This is a genomic window from Chryseobacterium carnipullorum (assembly GCF_900142785.1).
GTDB classification, from domain to species: Bacteria; Bacteroidota; Bacteroidia; order Flavobacteriales; family Weeksellaceae; genus Chryseobacterium; species Chryseobacterium carnipullorum.
Map to the genome: position 1 here is coordinate 137,123 of NZ_FRCD01000003.1, position 18,678 is coordinate 155,800.

General features: G+C 35.9%; 19 protein-coding genes. All 19 read left to right on the forward strand.

Annotated features, from left to right (window positions below; translation table 11 throughout):
• Positions 1-184: 184 nt before the first annotated feature.
• The 19 genes from BUC06_RS04510 (at position 185) to BUC06_RS04600 (ending at position 18,677) form a co-directional block, all read left to right on the forward strand.
• The gene (locus BUC06_RS04510; protein WP_073330292.1) at positions 185-1,033 is read left to right on the forward strand and encodes an ABC transporter permease; all 849 of its coding nucleotides are present in this window, start codon (positions 185-187) and stop codon (positions 1,031-1,033) included.
• 40 nt (positions 1,034-1,073) lie between these two features.
• Positions 1,074-2,309, forward strand: a complete 1,236-nt coding sequence (locus BUC06_RS04515; RefSeq protein ID WP_073330296.1) for an ABC transporter ATP-binding protein — start codon at positions 1,074-1,076, stop codon at positions 2,307-2,309.
• Positions 2,309-3,631 carry a glycosyltransferase gene (locus BUC06_RS04520; protein WP_073330299.1) on the forward strand — a complete coding sequence of 441 codons (1,323 nt, stop codon included), beginning with the start codon at positions 2,309-2,311 and terminating at the stop codon, positions 3,629-3,631. Before BUC06_RS04515 ends, BUC06_RS04520 begins: the two co-directional genes overlap by 1 nt.
• A 3-nt stretch (positions 3,632-3,634) precedes the next feature.
• On the forward strand, positions 3,635-4,780 hold the full coding sequence (locus BUC06_RS04525; protein WP_073330302.1) for an ATP-grasp domain-containing protein: 1,146 nt from the start codon (positions 3,635-3,637) through the stop codon (positions 4,778-4,780).
• A gap of 46 nt (positions 4,781-4,826) precedes the next feature.
• Positions 4,827-5,459 (forward strand): acetyltransferase, encoded by a 633-nt coding sequence (locus tag BUC06_RS04530; protein ID WP_073330305.1) that lies wholly within the window; start codon positions 4,827-4,829, stop codon positions 5,457-5,459.
• Between the two features lie 67 nt (positions 5,460-5,526).
• Positions 5,527-6,678, forward strand: a complete 1,152-nt coding sequence (rffA, locus tag BUC06_RS04535) for a dTDP-4-amino-4,6-dideoxygalactose transaminase (protein WP_073330307.1) — start codon at positions 5,527-5,529, stop codon at positions 6,676-6,678.
• 12 nt (positions 6,679-6,690) lie between these two features.
• Entirely contained in the window at positions 6,691-7,305 is a 615-nt protein-coding gene (locus tag BUC06_RS24350; RefSeq protein WP_073330310.1) for a DapH/DapD/GlmU-related protein, read from the forward strand.
• Between the two features lie 3 nt (positions 7,306-7,308).
• Entirely contained in the window at positions 7,309-8,433 is a 1,125-nt protein-coding gene (locus BUC06_RS04545; RefSeq protein WP_073330313.1) for a glycosyltransferase WbsX family protein, read from the forward strand.
• Complete coding sequence (locus BUC06_RS04550; protein ID WP_073330314.1) at positions 8,426-9,280, forward strand: glycosyltransferase family 2 protein; 855 nt, start codon at positions 8,426-8,428, stop codon at positions 9,278-9,280. Before BUC06_RS04545 ends, BUC06_RS04550 begins: the two co-directional genes overlap by 8 nt.
• Positions 9,280-10,146, forward strand: a complete 867-nt coding sequence (locus BUC06_RS04555) for a glycosyltransferase family 2 protein (RefSeq protein ID WP_073330317.1) — start codon at positions 9,280-9,282, stop codon at positions 10,144-10,146. The genes BUC06_RS04550 and BUC06_RS04555 overlap by 1 nt, the downstream gene beginning before the upstream one ends.
• 14 nt (positions 10,147-10,160) lie before the next feature.
• Positions 10,161-11,087, forward strand: coding sequence for a glycosyltransferase (locus tag BUC06_RS04560; protein ID WP_073330320.1), 927 nt, complete (start codon positions 10,161-10,163; stop codon positions 11,085-11,087).
• A gap of 85 nt (positions 11,088-11,172) precedes the next feature.
• On the forward strand, positions 11,173-11,841 hold the full coding sequence (locus tag BUC06_RS04565; protein ID WP_073330323.1) for an NAD-dependent epimerase/dehydratase family protein: 669 nt from the start codon (positions 11,173-11,175) through the stop codon (positions 11,839-11,841).
• Between the two features lie 7 nt (positions 11,842-11,848).
• On the forward strand, positions 11,849-12,799 hold the full coding sequence (locus BUC06_RS04570; RefSeq protein ID WP_073330326.1) for a glycosyltransferase family 2 protein: 951 nt from the start codon (positions 11,849-11,851) through the stop codon (positions 12,797-12,799).
• A 9-nt stretch (positions 12,800-12,808) separates the two neighbouring features.
• Positions 12,809-13,597, forward strand: a complete 789-nt coding sequence (locus BUC06_RS04575; RefSeq protein WP_073330329.1) for a glycosyltransferase family 2 protein — start codon at positions 12,809-12,811, stop codon at positions 13,595-13,597.
• 10 nt (positions 13,598-13,607) lie between these two features.
• Positions 13,608-14,573 carry a glycosyltransferase gene (locus BUC06_RS04580; protein ID WP_073330332.1) on the forward strand — a complete coding sequence of 322 codons (966 nt, stop codon included), beginning with the start codon at positions 13,608-13,610 and terminating at the stop codon, positions 14,571-14,573.
• A 25-nt stretch (positions 14,574-14,598) separates the two neighbouring features.
• Entirely contained in the window at positions 14,599-14,898 is a 300-nt protein-coding gene (locus BUC06_RS04585; protein WP_073330335.1) for an acyltransferase family protein, read from the forward strand.
• A 76-nt stretch (positions 14,899-14,974) separates the two neighbouring features.
• Positions 14,975-15,898, forward strand: a complete 924-nt coding sequence (locus BUC06_RS04590; protein ID WP_073330338.1) for a glycosyltransferase family 2 protein — start codon at positions 14,975-14,977, stop codon at positions 15,896-15,898.
• Between the two features lie 47 nt (positions 15,899-15,945).
• Positions 15,946-17,742 carry an asparagine synthase (glutamine-hydrolyzing) gene (asnB, locus tag BUC06_RS04595; protein ID WP_073330341.1) on the forward strand — a complete coding sequence of 599 codons (1,797 nt, stop codon included), beginning with the start codon at positions 15,946-15,948 and terminating at the stop codon, positions 17,740-17,742.
• Complete coding sequence (locus BUC06_RS04600) at positions 17,739-18,677, forward strand: glycosyltransferase family 2 protein (protein ID WP_073330344.1); 939 nt, start codon at positions 17,739-17,741, stop codon at positions 18,675-18,677. Before asnB ends, BUC06_RS04600 begins: the two co-directional genes overlap by 4 nt.
• The last annotated feature ends 1 nt before the right edge of the window (position 18,678 follow it).

The following is an 18,678-nucleotide window of genomic DNA, read 5'->3' on the forward strand; positions in this document are numbered from 1 at the left end:
TCTGTAAATAAAAATACAATATTACAAATTTTAAAAACTATTGGCTTTATGGTCAATAGTTTTTGTTCATAATAACAAATATTATTATATTAGTCAGTATTTTTCATTTTATATGAATTATTATTAACTATTAGGAAAAGTAGAATAAAAATTAAATATTTTAAATTTGCATAAACTTACACAAATGAATGAACCACAACAAAAGTGGACAGAAACAATTGAAGAGAGCCATTCTCTCTTTGATCTGAAGCTCAAAGAGGTTTGGAAATATAAGGACCTTGTTTATATGTTTGTAAAAAGAGACTTTGTTTCAAGTTTCAAACAGACTATTTTAGGCCCTATCTGGTTTTTTATTAACCCTATCTTTACAACCATCGTTTACCTCGTGGTATTTGGTAGAATTGCCAAGCTTCCAACAGATGGGGCGCCTCCCATTTTATTTTACCTTGCCGGCGTTACCCTCTGGAATTATTTTTCCACATCGCTGCTTGCCACATCCTCTACATTTTCAGGAAACTCAGCGATCTTTGGAAAAGTTTACTTTCCAAGACTTGTAACTCCCCTGTCTATCGTGCTATCCAACCTTATGAGATTTGGAGTACAGTTCCTTTTATTTCTTGTATGCTGGGCTTATTATTTTAGTAAGGGAGCCGTACACCCTAATATCTGGATCTTGGCCACTCCCTTTCTAATCATCCTTATGGCATTTTTCGCATTAGGGGTCGGAATGATTTTTTCTTCACTTACCACAAAATATAAAGACCTCAGCATGTTATTAGGATTCGGAGTCAGTCTGTATATGTATTCAACTCCTGTAATCTATCCGGTATCAGCACTAAAAGGTATTTTTAAAAGTTTGGCTTATTATAATCCCCTGACAGGTATTTTTGAATGTTTTAAATATGCATGGCTGGGCGTTGGAGATTTCTCACCGGTAATGCTGGGAATCAGCTCAGTGATCATTGTGATTCTTCTGATGATCGGAATCGTAGTTTTCAATAAGGTGGAAAAAACCTTTATGGACACTGTGTAATATTTGCAATCTTTATTAATTTTAAATTCCAATTAAAAATATGCTGGCCATAAAAGCAGAAAATATATCAAAACAATACCGTCTGGGACAAGTGGGAACAGGTACCCTGTCTCATGATCTGAACCGTTTTTGGCATAAAGTAAGAGGTAAGGAAGATCCTTATTTAAAAATCGGGGAAACCAATGACAGAACAACAAAAGGAAATTCTGAATACGTATGGTCCCTAAGTGATATCAATTTCGAAATTGAGCAAGGAAGTGCAGTAGGGATCATAGGCCGGAATGGAGCAGGAAAATCTACTTTGCTTAAAATCTTAAGTAAAATAACCAAACCTACCACAGGAAAAATTTATACCAATGGAAGAATTGCTTCTTTACTGGAAGTGGGCACAGGCTTTCATCCCGAGATGACAGGTCGTGAAAACGTTTATCTCAATGGGGCTATTCTGGGAATGACACGAAAAGAGATTACACGAAAATTTGATGAAATCGTTGCTTTTTCAGGGGTAGAAAGATATATTGACACTCCGGTAAAAAGGTATTCTTCTGGAATGTATGTTCGTTTAGCATTTGCCGTAGCCGCGCATCTGGAATCAGAAATTTTGATTGTTGATGAAGTTTTAGCGGTGGGTGATGCTGATTTTCAGAAAAAATGTTTGGGAAAAATGGGCGATGTGACCAAGGGAGAAGGACGTACGATCTTATTTGTGAGCCACAATATGGCTGCCGTTAAACAATTATGTAATACAGGCATTCTCATGAAACACGGCAATATTGTAGATCAGGGTGGTGTCAATAAAATAATGGAGAACTACATCATTAATGAATTATCCCCTAATTCAGAATTCAAATATATTGAAGATTTAAGTAAAAAAGCTCAAATTCATAATATTAAAATTTCGAATAATAAACATATTGAGACAACAGAGTTCAGCCATATAGATGATATCAATATTACGATAGACTACATCAACAGGAGTGTTGACAAGGGAGTCCGTATTAATATTGCCATACTGGATAAGTTTGAAAATGTCATCTTTATTACAAGAAAAAGATTTGAAGACATGCACGAAAACAGCCTATCCTTACAGATTGAAGGAAACAGACTGATTCCTAATACCTATATACTTTCCGTTGCTTTGGATACTCCCGGAGTAGAGCTTTACGATTATATAAAAGGAGGCATACAGATTAATATCGTTGAAACAGGGCATGAAAACTTTCTTGCAGGAGATACAGATAATGGTATAATTCATCCTCCTGTAATCTGGATGTAATGATGAAAAAAAAAATATTAGTTTTATCTACAGGTGATGTCAATGGGGCATATGAGGCGATGTATAAAGTCGCTCATATCTTAAAAAATATGGGCCATGAAGTGGTATTATGTGTCCGCAACAAAACAAAAACTGATGATTTTATAAAACCATATATTCATATACAAAATGTCCCGCCTCCTAAAAAAAACTTTTTTATAGAGAAGGTTGTTCGAAAAATTAAAGCATACCTCCCACAGTCAGAACCAGAAAAAGCCGTACAGCCAAAACTGACCACAGACAGAAAATATTCTTTCCTAAGTAAAGACGAAATTACAGAAAATATTAATGTAGATAGTCTGCTAAAATCAGTAGGATTCATACCTGAATATATTTTCACAGGGATGACAATTGATTTTCTTAACAGCACTGATCTTTTTAATATTTATAAAGCTACCCAAGCCAAAATGTATAATATCACGGTGGATATGAACCATTTTACAGGTGGATGTCATTTTTCATGGGGTTGTGAAGGATATGTCAACAATTGTGAGCATTGTCCTGCAATTCTTGAAGAATCGCAAAAGTTTGTGGCAAAAGACAATTTAGAAAGGAAATATGATAATGCTCAAAAAGCTTTTTTTCAGATCATAGCCGGATCCGGTTTAACATTAGAGCAGGCTAAAAAATCAAAAATCTATAAAAACCAGGAAATTATATATAATGTCAATAGTTTAATAGATACCACCCTGCTGAATGATAGAAATAAAAATATAGCCAAAGCCGTTTTTTCATTATCTGATGACCATTTTTATATACTCACCGGAGCACAGAACATGGAGGATCCTAGAAAAGGCTTTAAATATCTCATTGAAGCTTTGGAACTGCTGGATAAGCAGCTTCCGGATGAGAAAAAAAAGAAAATATGCCTTTTAGTCGTATCCAACAGTATCAATGAAGAATTTGACAGGATTCATTTTAAAAAACAAAAAATAGATTACATAAAAGACTACAGATTGTTGTCATTATTATATCAGGCCACGGATGTTTATATCAATACATCCATTGAAGATTCCGGTCCTATGATGGTTTCAGAAGCGTTAGCGTGTGGAACACCCGTTGTAGGGTTTGATACAGGAGTAGTCACCAATATGGTTGTAGATGATTACAACGGGTATAAAATACCAATGAAAGACAGCCAAAAATTGGCGGAAGGAATTCAAAAGATATTTGAACTGGATAAAGACCGCTATGCTGCTTTTTCAAAAAATGCAGTACAGCAGGTGAAGGAGTTTTCTTCCTATGAATATGCTGAAAACATTTTTACAAAAATTTTAGAATAGAATATGATCAAAAGACTCTATAATAAAAAAATTGCAATATTAGGAGCCAGCTACTTACAGCTTCCCCTTGTACAAAAGGCGAAAGAGAATGGACTTGAAGTTCATTGTTTTGCCTGGGACGACGGACGCGCAGTTTGTAAAGATATTGCTGATTGCTTCTATGACATTTCCGTCCTGGAGAAAGAGCTTATTCTTACTGAATGTGAAAAAATCGGAATACACGGCATCCTTACAATCGCTACAGACATCTGTATTCCTACCATATCATACGTAGCCAACCATTTAAAACTGTCAGGAAACAGTATTGAATGTTCATTACTGACCACCAATAAATCTTTAATGAGGAAATGCTTTGAAGAGAATGGTATTGAATCTCCTAAGTCGGTCACAGTTTCTGAATTTAAACCAGAAGACTTCCAATCATTTACTTACCCTGTTATCATTAAGCCATCCGACAGATCGGGAAGCTTAGGGGTCATAAAAGCATCTTCTCTTGAAGAATGCAAAAAAGCAATTGAAAATGCTGTCAGTGTTTCTTTTTCTAAAACATGTGTTGTTGAAGAATTTGTTGCAGGGAAAGAAGTGAGTGTAGAAACCGTTAGTTTTAAAGGAAAACACCGGATCATTACCATTACAGATAAAGAAATAACCGCAGAGCCGTATTTTGTAGAGTTAGCCCACCATCAGCCAAGTGCTTTTTCTGAAGAAATCAAGAATAAAATCAATGAAATAAGCTATGCTATTTTAAATGCTACAAAAGTTGAAAACGGAGCTTCCCACATAGAACTTATGATCACAGAAGATGAAAAGGTCTATCCCATAGAAATAGGAAGCCGTATGGGTGGGGATTTTATAGGCTCGGATCTTGTTCCTTTATCTACAGGTTTTGACTATATGCAAGCTGTATTGGATATCGCACTGGATCAGTATATTCTACCTGAAAGCATACAATCAACAGCCTTCTCAGGGGTCTATTTTTTATCAAAAGAAACAGAGTTTCTTCTTCCTTTTATCAGCAGTAACAAAGAAGAAAAAGATATTGTAAAAAAAGAACTTTTATCAGATCATCTCCAACCGGCCCACTCCAGTAATGACAGATCCGGTTACTTAATTTATAAGTCTGATCACAAAATAAAAGTAACAGGATAAAATCCTTAAGATAGAAACAGATTTTAAAGCATATAATACACCCGTTATGAAACGAATTGCCATCATAGGATCAGGCCATTTAGGCCAGCAGATTGCTTATCATATTCATCATGATTCCAATGATAAAGTGATTGCTTTTTTTGATGAATTTCAGCATGTCAACACCATAATAGATGACATCCCGGTAATTGGTGGAAATAATGATGTGATAACAAAATACCAGCAAAATGAATTCGATGCCATCTTAATAGCGATTGGCTATAAACATATGAATGCGAAAAAAGAACTGTTTCAAAAACTTGACGGAAAGGTTCCTTTTCATACCTTTATCCATTCTTCATGTTACAAAGACCCTTCTGCTACCATTGGACCGGGATCTGTAATATATCCCGGGTGCGTTATTGATCAGAACGTCAGCATTGAAGAAAATGTACTGATCAATATTTCATGTACAGTGGCTCATGATTCGGTTATAGGAAAACATTCGTTCTTATCCCCTTCTGTGGCCATTGCAGGTTTTGTAAAAATTAGAGAACAGTGTATTATCGGTATTAATTCTACCATTATAGATAATATAACGATCGCGGCACAAACCCATATTGGAGGAGGTGGCGTCGTCATTAAAAACATTGATATACCGGGATTATATGTAGGAAATCCGGTGAGGTATATACGATAAAATAAATGTATTTTTATATCGTCACATCTTAGAAGCTTATAAATAAAGATTCAAAATTTAAAACACTATGATCCCATTCAATAAACCATTTATAGTAGGAAACGAACTGAAGTATATAGAAGAAGCGGTAAAAAGCGGTAAAATTTCGGGTGACGGAATTTTCACCAAGAAGTGCCACACATTTTTTGAAGAAAATTTTGGATTTCAAAAAGTACTGCTTACGACCTCATGTACCGATGCACTGGAAATGGCTGCTATACTTTGTAATATTCAGGAGGGAGATGAAGTTATTGTTCCTAGTTATACCTTCGTTTCGTCCGCCAATGCTTTTGTTTTGCGTGGAGCTAAAATCGTTTTTGTAGATTCATATCCTGACAATCCGAATATTGATCCGGCAGAAATAGAAAAACATATTACCGAAAAAACAAAGGTTATCGTTCCGGTTCACTATGCCGGTATTGCCTGTGATATGGAAAAAATAATGGAGCTGGCTAAAAAACATGATCTTTTTGTGGTGGAAGATGCAGCACAGGCTATCGACAGCTACTACACTTTTTCCGATGGTACAAAAAAAGCATTAGGATCTATTGGAGATTTTGCGGCTTTCTCCTTTCATGAAACTAAGAATATCATTTGCGGAGAAGGAGGAATGCTGGTGATCAACAACCCTGAATATAATGTACGGGCTGAAATCATTCGTGAAAAAGGAACCAACAGAAGTGCATTTTTCAGAGGCGAAGTCAATAAATACGGTTGGGTAGATCTTGGATCATCTTTCCTTCCTTCAGAAATACTTTCTGCCTTTTTATACGCACAGCTTGAAAACCTCGGTGCCATCCAGGAAAAAAGAATCAGGATATGGAAAGAATATTACAGGAACCTTTTACCATTACAGGAAAAAGGATTCATAAAAATGCCTGAAATCCCTGCTTTTGCCACTAATAATGCCCATATGTTCTATATTACATGCAGAAATTATGAGGAAAGATCGAATCTGATCCAATATTTAAAAACAAAAGACATCCACCCTGTCTTCCATTATTTAAGTTTGAATAAAAGTGAATTCTTCCTGAAAGACAATGCTCCTATTGACATTCCTAATTCAGATCATTTTACAGATTGCCTGCTGAGACTTCCATTCTATTTTGAACTTGAGGAAGCGGAACAGAAAAACATAAATAACATGATCCATGAGTATTATTCATTATTGGAAAAATGATAAATAAGACCTATGAGCTTTATAAAAAAATATATCATTAAGTTTTTATTCGGAGTTTTGCATTCTGATGCCTATAAAAAATATAAGCAGCAGCAGAACAACGAGTGGGGGAAAAACCATTTCAAAACTTTTGGAAAACAATCCGGTCTTCCCGACATATTCTGGATCAAAAACCCTCAATACATAAGCATAGGAGACAATTTCAGCTCATTATTCAATCTCAGACTTGAGGCGTGGGATCATTTTCAGGGAAAGACCTTCCAGCCGGAGATTCGCATTGGAAATAATGTAAATTTTAATTCTGATGTTCACATTGGAGCTATAGACAAAATTATCATCGGTAATAATGTGCTGATGGCCAGTAGAATATACATTTCAGACCATTATCATGGAAACATAAGTGCTGAAGATTTGAACACTGTACCAGCAGAAAGACCACTTTCCTCCAAAGGTCCGGTTGTCATTGAAGATAATGTCTGGATTGGAGAGGGAGTTTGCATATTACCCGGCGTTACCATTGGTGAGAACTCTATTATAGGCGCTAATTCTGTTGTCAACAAAAGTTTTCCCAGAAACTCTGTTATTGCAGGAATACCTGCCAGATTGATAAAAACACTAGAAAAATAATTTATGAAACACATAAAAACACTTGCATTTTACCTTCCACAATACCACCCCATTCCCGAAAATGACGAATGGTGGGGAAAGGGATTTACAGAATGGACTAATGTAGGCAAGGCCAAGCCTTTATTTGAAGGACATGAACAACCGATTTGTCCAGGAGATCTGGGATATTATGATCTGAGGGTTCCTGAAGTAAGAGAACAACAGGCCCAGATGGCACGTGATTATGGAGTACACGGTTTTATTTATTACCATTACTGGTTTGGAAACGGAAAACAACTGCTTGAACGTATTGCCAACGAAGTACTGGAATCCGGAAAACCGGATTTTCCTTTCTGCTTTTGCTGGGCTAATGAAACTTGGTCCGGAGTCTGGCATGGATTAGAAAATAAAATTCTCGCAGAACAGGTATATCCTACGGATGAAGATCTAATCGCTCATTTCAACTATCTCCTTCCTTTCTTCAAAGACAAAAGATATATTAAAGTAGATAACAAACCTGTATTTGTGGTGTATGACGCTATCAATATCAATGAAAAATCACCCGAATATCTTGAAAAATTCACTGATCTTGCCAAAGAAAATGGTTTTGATGGCCTTTATCTCATAGCCAGTAATAAAACAGAAGATGATCATGGGTATAAAGAATTAGGATACCAGGCGAAAATATCAAATGCGTTTCTTAGAGCATGGCGTCCTCATATGAATCAGAAACCTTATATTTCAGCAAAACAATATTACACCAACAGATTAAAAGGAATATTAGGACTTAAAACTGTTGATTTCAAAAAACCTGTTGATATTCAGAATGCACCTGATGTCATTAATGATCTTCATTTTGATGAAACAGATGTAGATACCTTTCCATGTCTTATTTCCAATTGGGATAACACACCAAGAAGCGGAAATCGTGGCATTATTTTAGGCAACAACAGCCCTGCCCTTTTCGAAAAACAGGTAGAAAAAGCAGTCAACTTCCTAAAAGATAAAAATTATTCACAAAAATTTTTAGTGGTAAAATCGTGGAATGAATGGGCAGAAGGAAATATCCTGGAACCAGACAGAAAAAATGGATACGGATATCTGGAAGCTCTGAAAAAAATAGTATCAAAAGAAAACAGCAATGACTAAAATAACGGTTTTAATCGCCAATTATAATAACGGACGTTTTTTCAAAGATTGCTTTGACAGCCTTATTAAGCAAACTATTGTAGAATGGGAAGCTATTATTTTAGATGATGCATCAACAGATGATTCACTGGAAGTTATCAGAAATATCACAAGAGATGATTCCCGGTTTACAATTTATACCAACGAAAGTAATAAAGGAATAGGATACACTAAAAGACGGCTGATTGAACTAAGCACATCTGAAATTTGCGGATTTCTTGATCCTGATGATGTATTGATAAGCAGTGCCCTGGAAATTGTATTTAATGCACATATCCAGAATCCGGAAGTAGGTTTGGTCTACTCCAATTTTGTGTATTGCGATGATCAGCTGAATGAAGTAAGAGTTCATAAAGCAGCTCAAATTACTGCTTTAGATGAAAAATATTTGAATTTCAATGCTGAAATCACCAGTTTTGCCACCTTAAAAAAATCAATTTATCAGAAAACATCCGGGATTGATATTTCTCTGAAAATTGCGGAAGACAAAGATTGGTACATGAAGATGTGTGAAGTAGCTCCGGTAAAATACATTGATGAAAATCTTTATCTTTACAGAGTCCATAAAGGAGGAATATCGAATAAAAGCGAAGACCAGGCTTATTTCTGGCATTGGCTGGCATTAATTAAAATGTCTGAACGGAGAGGAATCAGTATTGAAGAATTGTTTTTGGAAAGTTTCGTTCGTAGAAAAGTATACAATAAGGAATTAACGCACAATACGAACCTAAAAAAAGAAATTAAAAATTCCGGGTGGGTAAAATTAGGCTATAAGCTAGGTTTCTGTAAATTTTATAAATATCTGTAATGAGTAATACAGTAATCTCCGTCATCGTTGCTTGTTATAATCAGGAACAGTTTCTAGATGAATGCCTGCAATCCGTCCTGGAACAAACCTATCCGTACTGGGAATGTATCATCGTCAATGACGGCTCCACTGATGACACTGAAAAAACAGCTGAAAAATGGATCAAAAAAGATCCGCGCTTTCGGTATATTTATAAAGAAAATGGCGGGATATCTTCCGCAAGAAACGCAGGACTTGAAAAATCTTCAGGAGACTATATTCAGTTTTTGGACTCTGATGATACCATAGATCGTGAAAAGTTCACCAAAAGTCTTGCCGGTGATAAAGAATACCCTCTCATCATAAGCCAGTTCACAATCTATAAGAATAACACTCATTATAAAGGCTACAACCACATTGAAAAGGCTTTTGTGTCATTTGAAAATATAGTATTCGGATGGAACCTTAAATTTACCATCCCTATACATTGTGCCTTAATCTCCACGAAACTTCTTGAGGGATTCATCTTTGATACTACTTTAAGTATTAATGAAGACTGGTTGATGTGGATCTACATCACTAAAAATAATCCGGAAGTGCGTCTGATTGATGAACCTCTCGCCCATTACCGGAAAGAAGATAATAAAAAAAGTCTGTCTTCTGATCCCTACAAAGTTCTTCGTCAAAGAACCACAGTGCTTCCTATATTGAAAAAATTATATGGTGACGATCTTCATGACAGGCTCGCTTACCATATGATAGAGGTACATATTACCCAACTCTCCCAGTTGAAGCACGAATTCAATAAAGTAACTGGCGGTAAGGTAGTATCCGGCTATCTCGCATTTAAAAGATATTATTACAATTTTTTTCAGAAAAAAAACTGAGAAATCAATACTTTATGACCTCATCCGTAGCACTTTGTACCTATAACGGCCAAACTTATATTTCTGAGCAACTGGACAGTATTCTGAACCAGACCAGGCCGGTATCTGAAATCGTTATCTGTGATGATGGCTCTACAGATGGCACCTTAGAACTTCTTTCAAATTATGCAGAAAGATATCCTGAGATCATTAAAGTGTTTCGAAACCCTGACAACTTAGGATATGTTGGCAATTTTGAAAAGGCAATGAGCCTATGTTCGGGTGATATTGTTTTTTTATGCGATCAGGATGACCGCTGGTATGGCAATAAAACCGAAGCAATTACTGACATCTTCATAAATAACAAAAACACCAATATTATATGCCACAATATCAAGCTTTTTGGGAATTCTCTGGAAGGTTCTGATGAAATGGTTTACTGGCATATGGAATCTTTTGATCCTGACAATTTCTCAAAACCTGAGGACCTTTTCAAACGCCTTTTATACGAAGGAAATGTTTTTCCCGGAATGAGTATGGCGATTCGCAATGGCTTTCTGAAAAATCATCTTCCTTTAAAAAAAGTTAATTCTGTAATCATCCACGACTATGAGCTGCTGCTGCTTGCTGCTGATCAAAATTCACTTTGGATAGAAAGAAGTATTTTGGGTGAATACCGCATACATCCCAAGCAAAGTATCGGATATAAAGCATTCTCCGAATTTAATCCTTCAGAAGTAAAAAATTTATCCCGGGAAGATCTCTTTAAAGTCTTCCAAAGATATTCATTTGTAAAAAAGATAATCTCAGGATTGAATTTAAATACAAAATTTGATGCAGAATACATACAGTACTGCCATCAAAAGTATAAAGACTATCTTAAAAAGCTCCCTCTTTTGGATCGTCTTGTCAACCAAATAAAAATGAAATACTATTTTCATATATTTGATTACCTGAAATAAACAATACTGTTGATTTTAAGCTTCAATGATAAAGAAACGGATTCAACAATTTTTATAAGACACAATTAATGAAAACACTTAAAACATGATTATTGGAAATGGTATTATAGCCAACGCTGTAAAATCTTATGATAAAGATAGTATAGTCTTCTTTGCTTCAGGAGTCTCCAATTCACTGGAAACGAGACCTTCAGAATTCGAAAGAGAATTTTCTCTTCTGAAAACCGTACTTGCAGAAAATAAAGGAAAAAAAATCATTTACTTTTCTACTTTAAGTATCCATGACCAGTCCAAGCAGAACAGTCTTTACGTTCTGCATAAAAAAGCAATTGAAGATCATATAAAAATTGGTGCCGAGCATTTTCTTATTGTAAGGATAGGCAATATTGTGGGAAAAGGAGGAAACCCTAATACACTTTTTAATTTTCTAACCTCCAGAATCAGAAATCAGGACCAATTCACCCTGCACCTTAAAGCCAGACGACTTCTTTTAGACATTGACGATATCTCTAAGTTTTTGGGTTCCCACTGTATGCATCTGGACAATAAAACCATCAATCTGGCTTTTCCTTATTACTACGATCTGAAAGAGATCATTAATGCAATAGAAAAAAAAACCGATCAGAAAGCGCTCTTTTCTGAGACAGATGAAGGAGATTTTTACAAAGTAGATTTTGATCAAGATATAGAAACATTTTTCTCCGGAATAAACCCTGAAGATTATCTTGAAACTTTAACCCAAAAGTATATTTAAAATTAAAATGTCTGATATTCACGTTATTATTGTTACATACAATGCTATGAAATGGGCTGAAAGATGTTTTACCAGTTTAAGGCATTCTTCTGTCCCTTTACAGTGCACGGTTATAGACAACGGATCTACAGATGGAACCCGGGAATACATTACAAAATATTTCCCCGAAATCGATCTCATACAGTCATCTGAAAATTTAGGCTTTGGAAAGGCTAATAATTTAGGAATAGAAAAGGCGTACAAAGAGGGAGCCAATTTTTTTTTCCTTATGAATCAGGATGCCTGGATTTTTCCGGACAGTTTTCAACATATGCTTGATGTGTACAACAATGCACCGGATAAAAATAAGATAGGAATCTTGAGTCCTATGCATTTGGACGGAAGTGAGAAAAAATTTGACATCCATTTTGAGAACTATCTTGCTAAAGATGTAAGAAACAACAGAATGTTTTCCGATGTATATTTTGGAGACGCAAAACCTTTTTATGAAATAAGCTTCGTCAATGCTGCCCATTGGTTTATTCCCAAAAATACCATTGAAAAAGTAGGCGGATTCAATCCTTATTTTTTTTATGGCGCTGAAGATTATGAGTATGTGAACAGAATCAGCTACTTCGGATTAAAAATAATGGTATGTACAAAAAGTAAAGTAGTACATGATGCCGTACAGTCGTTTCATAAAAATCCACCTAAGGATAAGGCCGAATTACTTGCAAACACGAGGCTTTCGATGAGAATGCAGAGAGAGACAAAGTATCTTGATCCTAATTATGATTATAATGTCAAAAGAGAAAAAACAGCAATTTTATCTTACATTTTAAAATTAAGTGCAAAAGGAAATATCAACGAATCGAAGTTTTACCTCGAGCAGTATAAATATTTTTCAAAAAAATTTAAAGAGATCGAAGCTGCGAGAAGAACTTCCATGACGGGCAAACATCCTTTCCTCAATCTTTAATGTATTCCTATGGAAAAATTACCCATAACCATCTGTATACTCTCCTGGAAAACAGGAAATACACTGAAAAATACACTGAAATCCTATAAAAAACATGGTCTCCTGGAAATGACCGATGATATTGTCATCCTTTTTCAGGAAGTCAGTGAGCAGGATAAAAAAACGGCAGATAAATACAGAATCAGGTACATCGGGTTGGATGAAAATATCGGGATTGGTAAAGGAATGAAATTATTGGCAGAAAAGGCTTCTTCTAAAAATATCCTTTTTCTGGAGCACGACTGGGAACTTATTGAAGATCAAAAAACAACTCTTTCTCAGCTTAAGAGCGGTATTAAACTTCTTGATCAGGGATTTGATGTTATACGATACCGGAGTAGAAAAAATCCAGGATATCCTCTCATCTCAATACGGCATAAAGGCAATGAGCTTGATTATTATGACGACTGGCATGAATGTACGTCCCCTCACCTTCTGGAGTCTCTGCACTGGCTGGATCCTGCCAAAGAATTTCCGGACAAAATACAAAAGCAAGGTGAATATTTTATAACCACTTCACGCTGGGCAAACTGGACCAATAATCCATACCTTGTCCGAAAAGATTTTCTGCTCGGCAAAATCATTCCATTCTCAGGAGAAACCGCATCCCTTGAAAGGAATATCGCATCCTGGTGGGTGAAACAGAATTTTAAAATCGCACAGGGAGAAGGTCTTTTCAAACACAATGATCTTACCAAGTATCCGAAGAAAAATATAATTCGGAAAATACTTAGTAAATTGAAAAATAAATTTAAATAAATAGCACAGAATGAAAATTCTTTTCCACGAGAATGAACTCAATTACAGAGGGACCTCCATCGCATTATATGATTATGCAGATTTCAATGAAAGATACCTGGGGAATGAATCATTGATCGTGTATGATAAAAATTCGAAGACCAACCATCCGCTGGGTATAGAAAAATTCACCAAACGTTTTAATGTGTTTGGTTATTCCGATTTTAAAGAAGTAGATGATCTCATCAACAAAAATAATATCGATCTTTTTTATGCGATTAAAAACGGAGATATCGACCATATAGAAACCAGAGAATGCAAAACGGTTGTCCACAGCGTTTTTAAACATTTTGAACCTCACGGAGACGTCTATGCCTATGTTTCAGAATGGCTGAGTCAGGAAATGACCGGTTCAAAATACCCTTTTGTCCCCCATATGGTTAATTTTGAAGCAGAAACAGATCAGGATCTCAGAAAAGATCTTAACATTCCTCCCAACGCAAAAGTATATGGATATTATGGAGGCAATGCCAGTTTCAACATCCTTTTTGCGCAGCAAACTATAGAAAAAATAGCCTCCAGGTATAAGGATATTTATTTCATTTTTATGGGGGTCGATGCATTTGTGAAAAAAAGATGGTGGAAGTCAGCTCCGTCAAATATTATTTTTCTGCCACCAAGCTCAGATGTTATGATGAAACAAAAATTCATCAACACCTGCAGTGCTCTTCTTCATGCCCGTGAGAGAGGAGAAACTTTCGGAATCACTGTGGCAGAGTTTGCCATCAAGGGAAAACCGGTCATCGCTTTTGCCAACCCTCCTGAAAAAGCCCATATCAATCATCTGGGTGAGAGAGCTTATTATTACAGTGATGACAGAGAGCTTAGAGATATTATTTTAGATAGTGATCTGACTATCTCTGCAGAAAAAGAATTCCAAAAATTTCTGCCACACCCTGTTATGGATACTTTTAAACAGGTTTTTATAAATAAGTAGTATTCCAGCCCTGAGTTTATTATGTATGCAGATTAAAAAATTTCTTAAATTGGACATTGCCCACAACAGGATATTTGGGTTTGATATCCTGAGGATGCTTGCCATATTATTTGTGGTATTCAGCCATAACGCCTCTTTAATTCCTGATACGGTATATATGTTTTTTGATCTTTTCTACTTTGATGGAGTTTGTATATTCTTTGCTCTCAGTGGTTTTATCATAGGAAATATTATGATCAAAGCCGTTGAGAAATATAGAGTTCATTGTATTGAAGAATATATTTTATTGGACAGCATCCATCTTGGGAGCATTAATCCTGTATAAATACTTTGAGATTCCGACCATGAAACTGAAAGATAAAATTAAATTCAAATAAAGATCTGTTAAAATATAAAATAAAATGTCTGAGATCCATATTATAATCGTTACATACAATGCCATGAAATGGGCAGAACGCTGCTTTACAAGCCTAAGGAAATCTTCGGTTCCTGTGAAATGTATCGTGATCGATAACGGATCTGTGGACGGCACACAAGAGTATATAAAAACTCATTTTCCGGAAGTGGAGCTCACTCAGTCCGAAGTCAATCTTGGTTTTGGAAAAGCCAATAATATAGGCATTGAAAAAGCCTATAAAGACGGGGCGGATTTCTTTTATCTGATGAATCAGGATGCCTGGTTGTATGAGGACAGTCTAGAAAAAATGCTGGAAGTTTACCAGATCTATCCAGACAAGGAAGAAATTGGAATCATGAGTCCAATACATATAGACGGTTCAGAAAAGTATCTTGACATTTTTCTTGATCAGTATATTGCCAAAAACTACGAAAAGACCAGAATGATTTCAGACCTGTATTTTAAAACTCTGAAGCCCTGGTATGAGATTCATTTTATCAATGCAGCCCATTGGCTTATACCCAAAAAAACAATAGAATCGGTAGGAGGATTCAATCCCTATTTTTTTCACTACGGTGAAGATGATGAGTATGTAAACCGTATTCACTTTCATAAAAAGAAAGTTATCCTCGTTCCAGGTAGCAAAGTGGTACATGACGGTGTGCAACGTCTTCATAAAATAGATTTCACAAAATACGAAGATGTCCGTATTGAGATTAATACGATGAATCCTAATATAGCCAACGGTCTTCAGCTGGAAAAAAAATATCTTCAACAAGCGATGCTTAAAAATCTTCTCAAGGGAAATATCAGCAATTATAAAATACTTTCAAAAAAGTATAAAAAAATATCTACTGACAGTACAACATTAAGCAAATTTAGAAATCAAGTGATGCAGAAGGGTCCCGTATTTCTGAATCTGTCGTAAATTAGCATAAGCATTAACGAAAAATAAATGATGAAAAATAAAATATTATGTGTGGAATAGCAGGAATCATTAGCAGCAATGCCAGAAACTACCGGGATGAGATCCAAAAAATGACGGATTCTCTGAAACACCGAGGTCCGGACTCTTCACATTATGAATTTTATGATCATGCAGCATTGGGTCATCGCAGACTTTCCATTATAGATTTGTCTGAAAATGGCAAACAGCCCATGTTCTCAAATACAAAAAATGAATGCATTGTCCTTAATGGTGAAATCTACGGATATCAGGACATCAAAAAAAAATATGCAGAATATCCTTATCGCGGTGGCTCAGATACAGAAGTTATACTAGCTATGTATCAATGGAAACAGGAAAACCTCATCCATGATCTTCCGGGTATGTTTGCCTTTGCAGTCTGGGATGATCAGCGACAGCAGTTGTTCTGTGCCAGGGACCGATTTGGGGAAAAACCATTTTATTATGCCTTCGGAAATAATAATGAATTTATTTTTGCCTCAGAGATAAAGGCTATTTTAGCTTCGGGGCTTATACAGCCAAAAGTAAGTTCAGAAGCACTCTCCCACTATCTGCAATACGGCTATGTAAGCACCTATCAAAGCATTTACAGTAATATTTTCACCCTTCCACCCGCTCATCAACTGATCTGGAAAGATGGAAAAATCACAGTTTCCAGATATTACTCTATGCCAGCCAAAGACAGAACAATCAGTCTATCTGATGCCAAAGAAGAGTTTGTTTACCTGCTGAAAAATGCAGTAAAAAAACAGCTTATTGCAGATGTAGAAGTAGGCAGCTTTTTAAGCGGAGGCCTGGATTCTTCTTCAGTGGTAGCAATGGTTGATGAATTCCTTCCTCATCAGACCACGATCAGCTTCGGATATGATCACAAGGATAATGAACTGAAGTATGCCAAAGAAATTGCCGATAAATACAATACCCATCATATAGAAGTTCACGAAAAAAAAGAAGATCTTGTCTCATCTTTGCTGAAGATTTCTCCTTTTTTTGATGAGCCATTTGCCGACGCGTCTTTTATCCCACATTACGAAATCTGTAAATACGCCAAAGAAAATCTTACGGTAGTATTGTCCGGTGATGTAGGTGATGAACTTTTTGGTGGATATCATTTTTATACCGTTGAAAATAAACTGAAAAATCATTTCAGTTATAAAAATATGGTTGCGCAGTTTGGCCTAAAACTATATCAAAAACTGAAATCAACCTCTTATTTAACCCAGAAAAATCTACAGTATTCTTCAATCATGGATTTCCATCTGAATGCAGTGAGAAATGCTTTTGACAAAAAAGAGCGCGATCTTCTGGGAGTTACCGCCAACTATTTTCAGGACTATAGCTTTACCCCGGATCCTGATTCTTTAAATGACATCATGAGAATAGATCTGGAAAACTATGTTCCTGCCAACATGATGGTAAAATCAGATAGAATGGCAATGGCTAATTCATTGGAAGTAAGAACCCCCTTCCTTGATCTGGATTTTGCGGAATTTTGTATACAGCTTCCGGATCAGCTGAAACTGGATGAAAAAAATGATAAGATCATACTCCGTGAGGCTATGGGATCTTACTGGACGGAAACCATCAGAAAACGACATAAGCAAGGATTTGGATTAGGCGTGAAGAACTGGTTTGCAGAAGAAAATCTAATGAATCTCTCCAATGATTTACTTACCAACTCCAATCATAAAGTTTTTAATTTCATTGATTATAAAGCAACCCAACAGTTTCTGCAAAAAGATGAGAAACACTGGAATCTTCTTCAGCTTGCTCTTTGGGCGGATAATAACCAATCTATATTATGATTGAAATCTCTGTTATCATACCCGTTTATAACGCTGCTGAGTTCCTGGAAAAAGCAGTTAAATCAGCTGCTTACTTTGACGAGGTAAAAGAAATTATTCTGGCTGAAGATCAATCTACCGATCATTCATTAGAGATCTGCAGAAGACTGGTGTCCGAAATTCCTAAAGTAAAACTATTTCAGCATCCGAATGGAGAAAACCGTGGCGCAGGCGCTTCAAGAAACTTAGGTATTGATCATGCAACGTCTGACTTTATTGCTTTTCTTGATGCAGATGATTATTATCTTCCCAATAGATTTGACGCTGAAAAAAAACTTTTCTCCAACCCTGCTATAGAGGGCGTTTTCGGCGCTATTGGTACAGAATATTTAACAGAAAAAGGAAAACAGGAATTTCAATCCAAATTCAAGGAGGTTTCTCTCAGTACGGTTAATTACCCGGCAGAAGGAAAAGAAGTCTTCAGGGGGCTTTTAAGTTTAACTCCTGAAGTTTTCGGTACCTCATTTCACCTTAACTCTCTTACCATAAGAAAGCTTTCTCTGGATCGTCATCATATCCGTTTTAATGAATCGCTACGGGTTCATCAGGATACAGAACTGATCATGAGACTGGCCTACCATTGTTATCTGAAAACAGGGATTATAGATGAGGCTATTGCAGTAAGAGGAATTCACGATGATAACAGAATTACAAAAATCATAAAATATACACCACAGTACAACCAGAGACAATTACTACTATGGAAATCGATGTATAACTGGGCTCTCTCAAACCGCATTTCTCCTGAATATAAAAAAAGGATTTATTTAATTTATAAATCATTTGATCTCTCTTTAAAAGATGGACTGATAAAATATGGGTGCATCTTTTTAGAACTATTGAAAAACCCGGAAATTGCTAAAACTAAATACCGCTTCACTTATTACAATAGATAGC

Coding starts and splice junctions, on each gene's coding strand:
- BUC06_RS04510 (WP_073330292.1), top strand. CDS start 185: ATGAATGAACCACAACAAAAGTGGACAGAAACAATTGAAGAGAGCCAT.
- BUC06_RS04515 (WP_073330296.1), top strand. CDS start 1,074: ATGCTGGCCATAAAAGCAGAAAATATATCAAAACAATACCGTCTGGGA.
- BUC06_RS04520 (WP_073330299.1), top strand. CDS start 2,309: ATGATGAAAAAAAAAATATTAGTTTTATCTACAGGTGATGTCAATGGG.
- BUC06_RS04525 (WP_073330302.1), top strand. CDS start 3,635: ATGATCAAAAGACTCTATAATAAAAAAATTGCAATATTAGGAGCCAGC.
- BUC06_RS04530 (WP_073330305.1), top strand. CDS start 4,827: ATGAAACGAATTGCCATCATAGGATCAGGCCATTTAGGCCAGCAGATT.
- rffA (WP_073330307.1), top strand. CDS start 5,527: ATGATCCCATTCAATAAACCATTTATAGTAGGAAACGAACTGAAGTAT.
- BUC06_RS24350 (WP_073330310.1), top strand. CDS start 6,691: ATGAGCTTTATAAAAAAATATATCATTAAGTTTTTATTCGGAGTTTTG.
- BUC06_RS04545 (WP_073330313.1), top strand. CDS start 7,309: ATGAAACACATAAAAACACTTGCATTTTACCTTCCACAATACCACCCC.
- BUC06_RS04550 (WP_073330314.1), top strand. CDS start 8,426: ATGACTAAAATAACGGTTTTAATCGCCAATTATAATAACGGACGTTTT.
- BUC06_RS04555 (WP_073330317.1), top strand. CDS start 9,280: ATGAGTAATACAGTAATCTCCGTCATCGTTGCTTGTTATAATCAGGAA.
- BUC06_RS04560 (WP_073330320.1), top strand. CDS start 10,161: ATGACCTCATCCGTAGCACTTTGTACCTATAACGGCCAAACTTATATT.
- BUC06_RS04565 (WP_073330323.1), top strand. CDS start 11,173: ATGATTATTGGAAATGGTATTATAGCCAACGCTGTAAAATCTTATGAT.
- BUC06_RS04570 (WP_073330326.1), top strand. CDS start 11,849: ATGTCTGATATTCACGTTATTATTGTTACATACAATGCTATGAAATGG.
- BUC06_RS04575 (WP_073330329.1), top strand. CDS start 12,809: ATGGAAAAATTACCCATAACCATCTGTATACTCTCCTGGAAAACAGGA.
- BUC06_RS04580 (WP_073330332.1), top strand. CDS start 13,608: ATGAAAATTCTTTTCCACGAGAATGAACTCAATTACAGAGGGACCTCC.
- BUC06_RS04585 (WP_073330335.1), top strand. CDS start 14,599: ATGCAGATTAAAAAATTTCTTAAATTGGACATTGCCCACAACAGGATA.
- BUC06_RS04590 (WP_073330338.1), top strand. CDS start 14,975: ATGTCTGAGATCCATATTATAATCGTTACATACAATGCCATGAAATGG.
- asnB (WP_073330341.1), top strand. CDS start 15,946: ATGTGTGGAATAGCAGGAATCATTAGCAGCAATGCCAGAAACTACCGG.
- BUC06_RS04600 (WP_073330344.1), top strand. CDS start 17,739: ATGATTGAAATCTCTGTTATCATACCCGTTTATAACGCTGCTGAGTTC.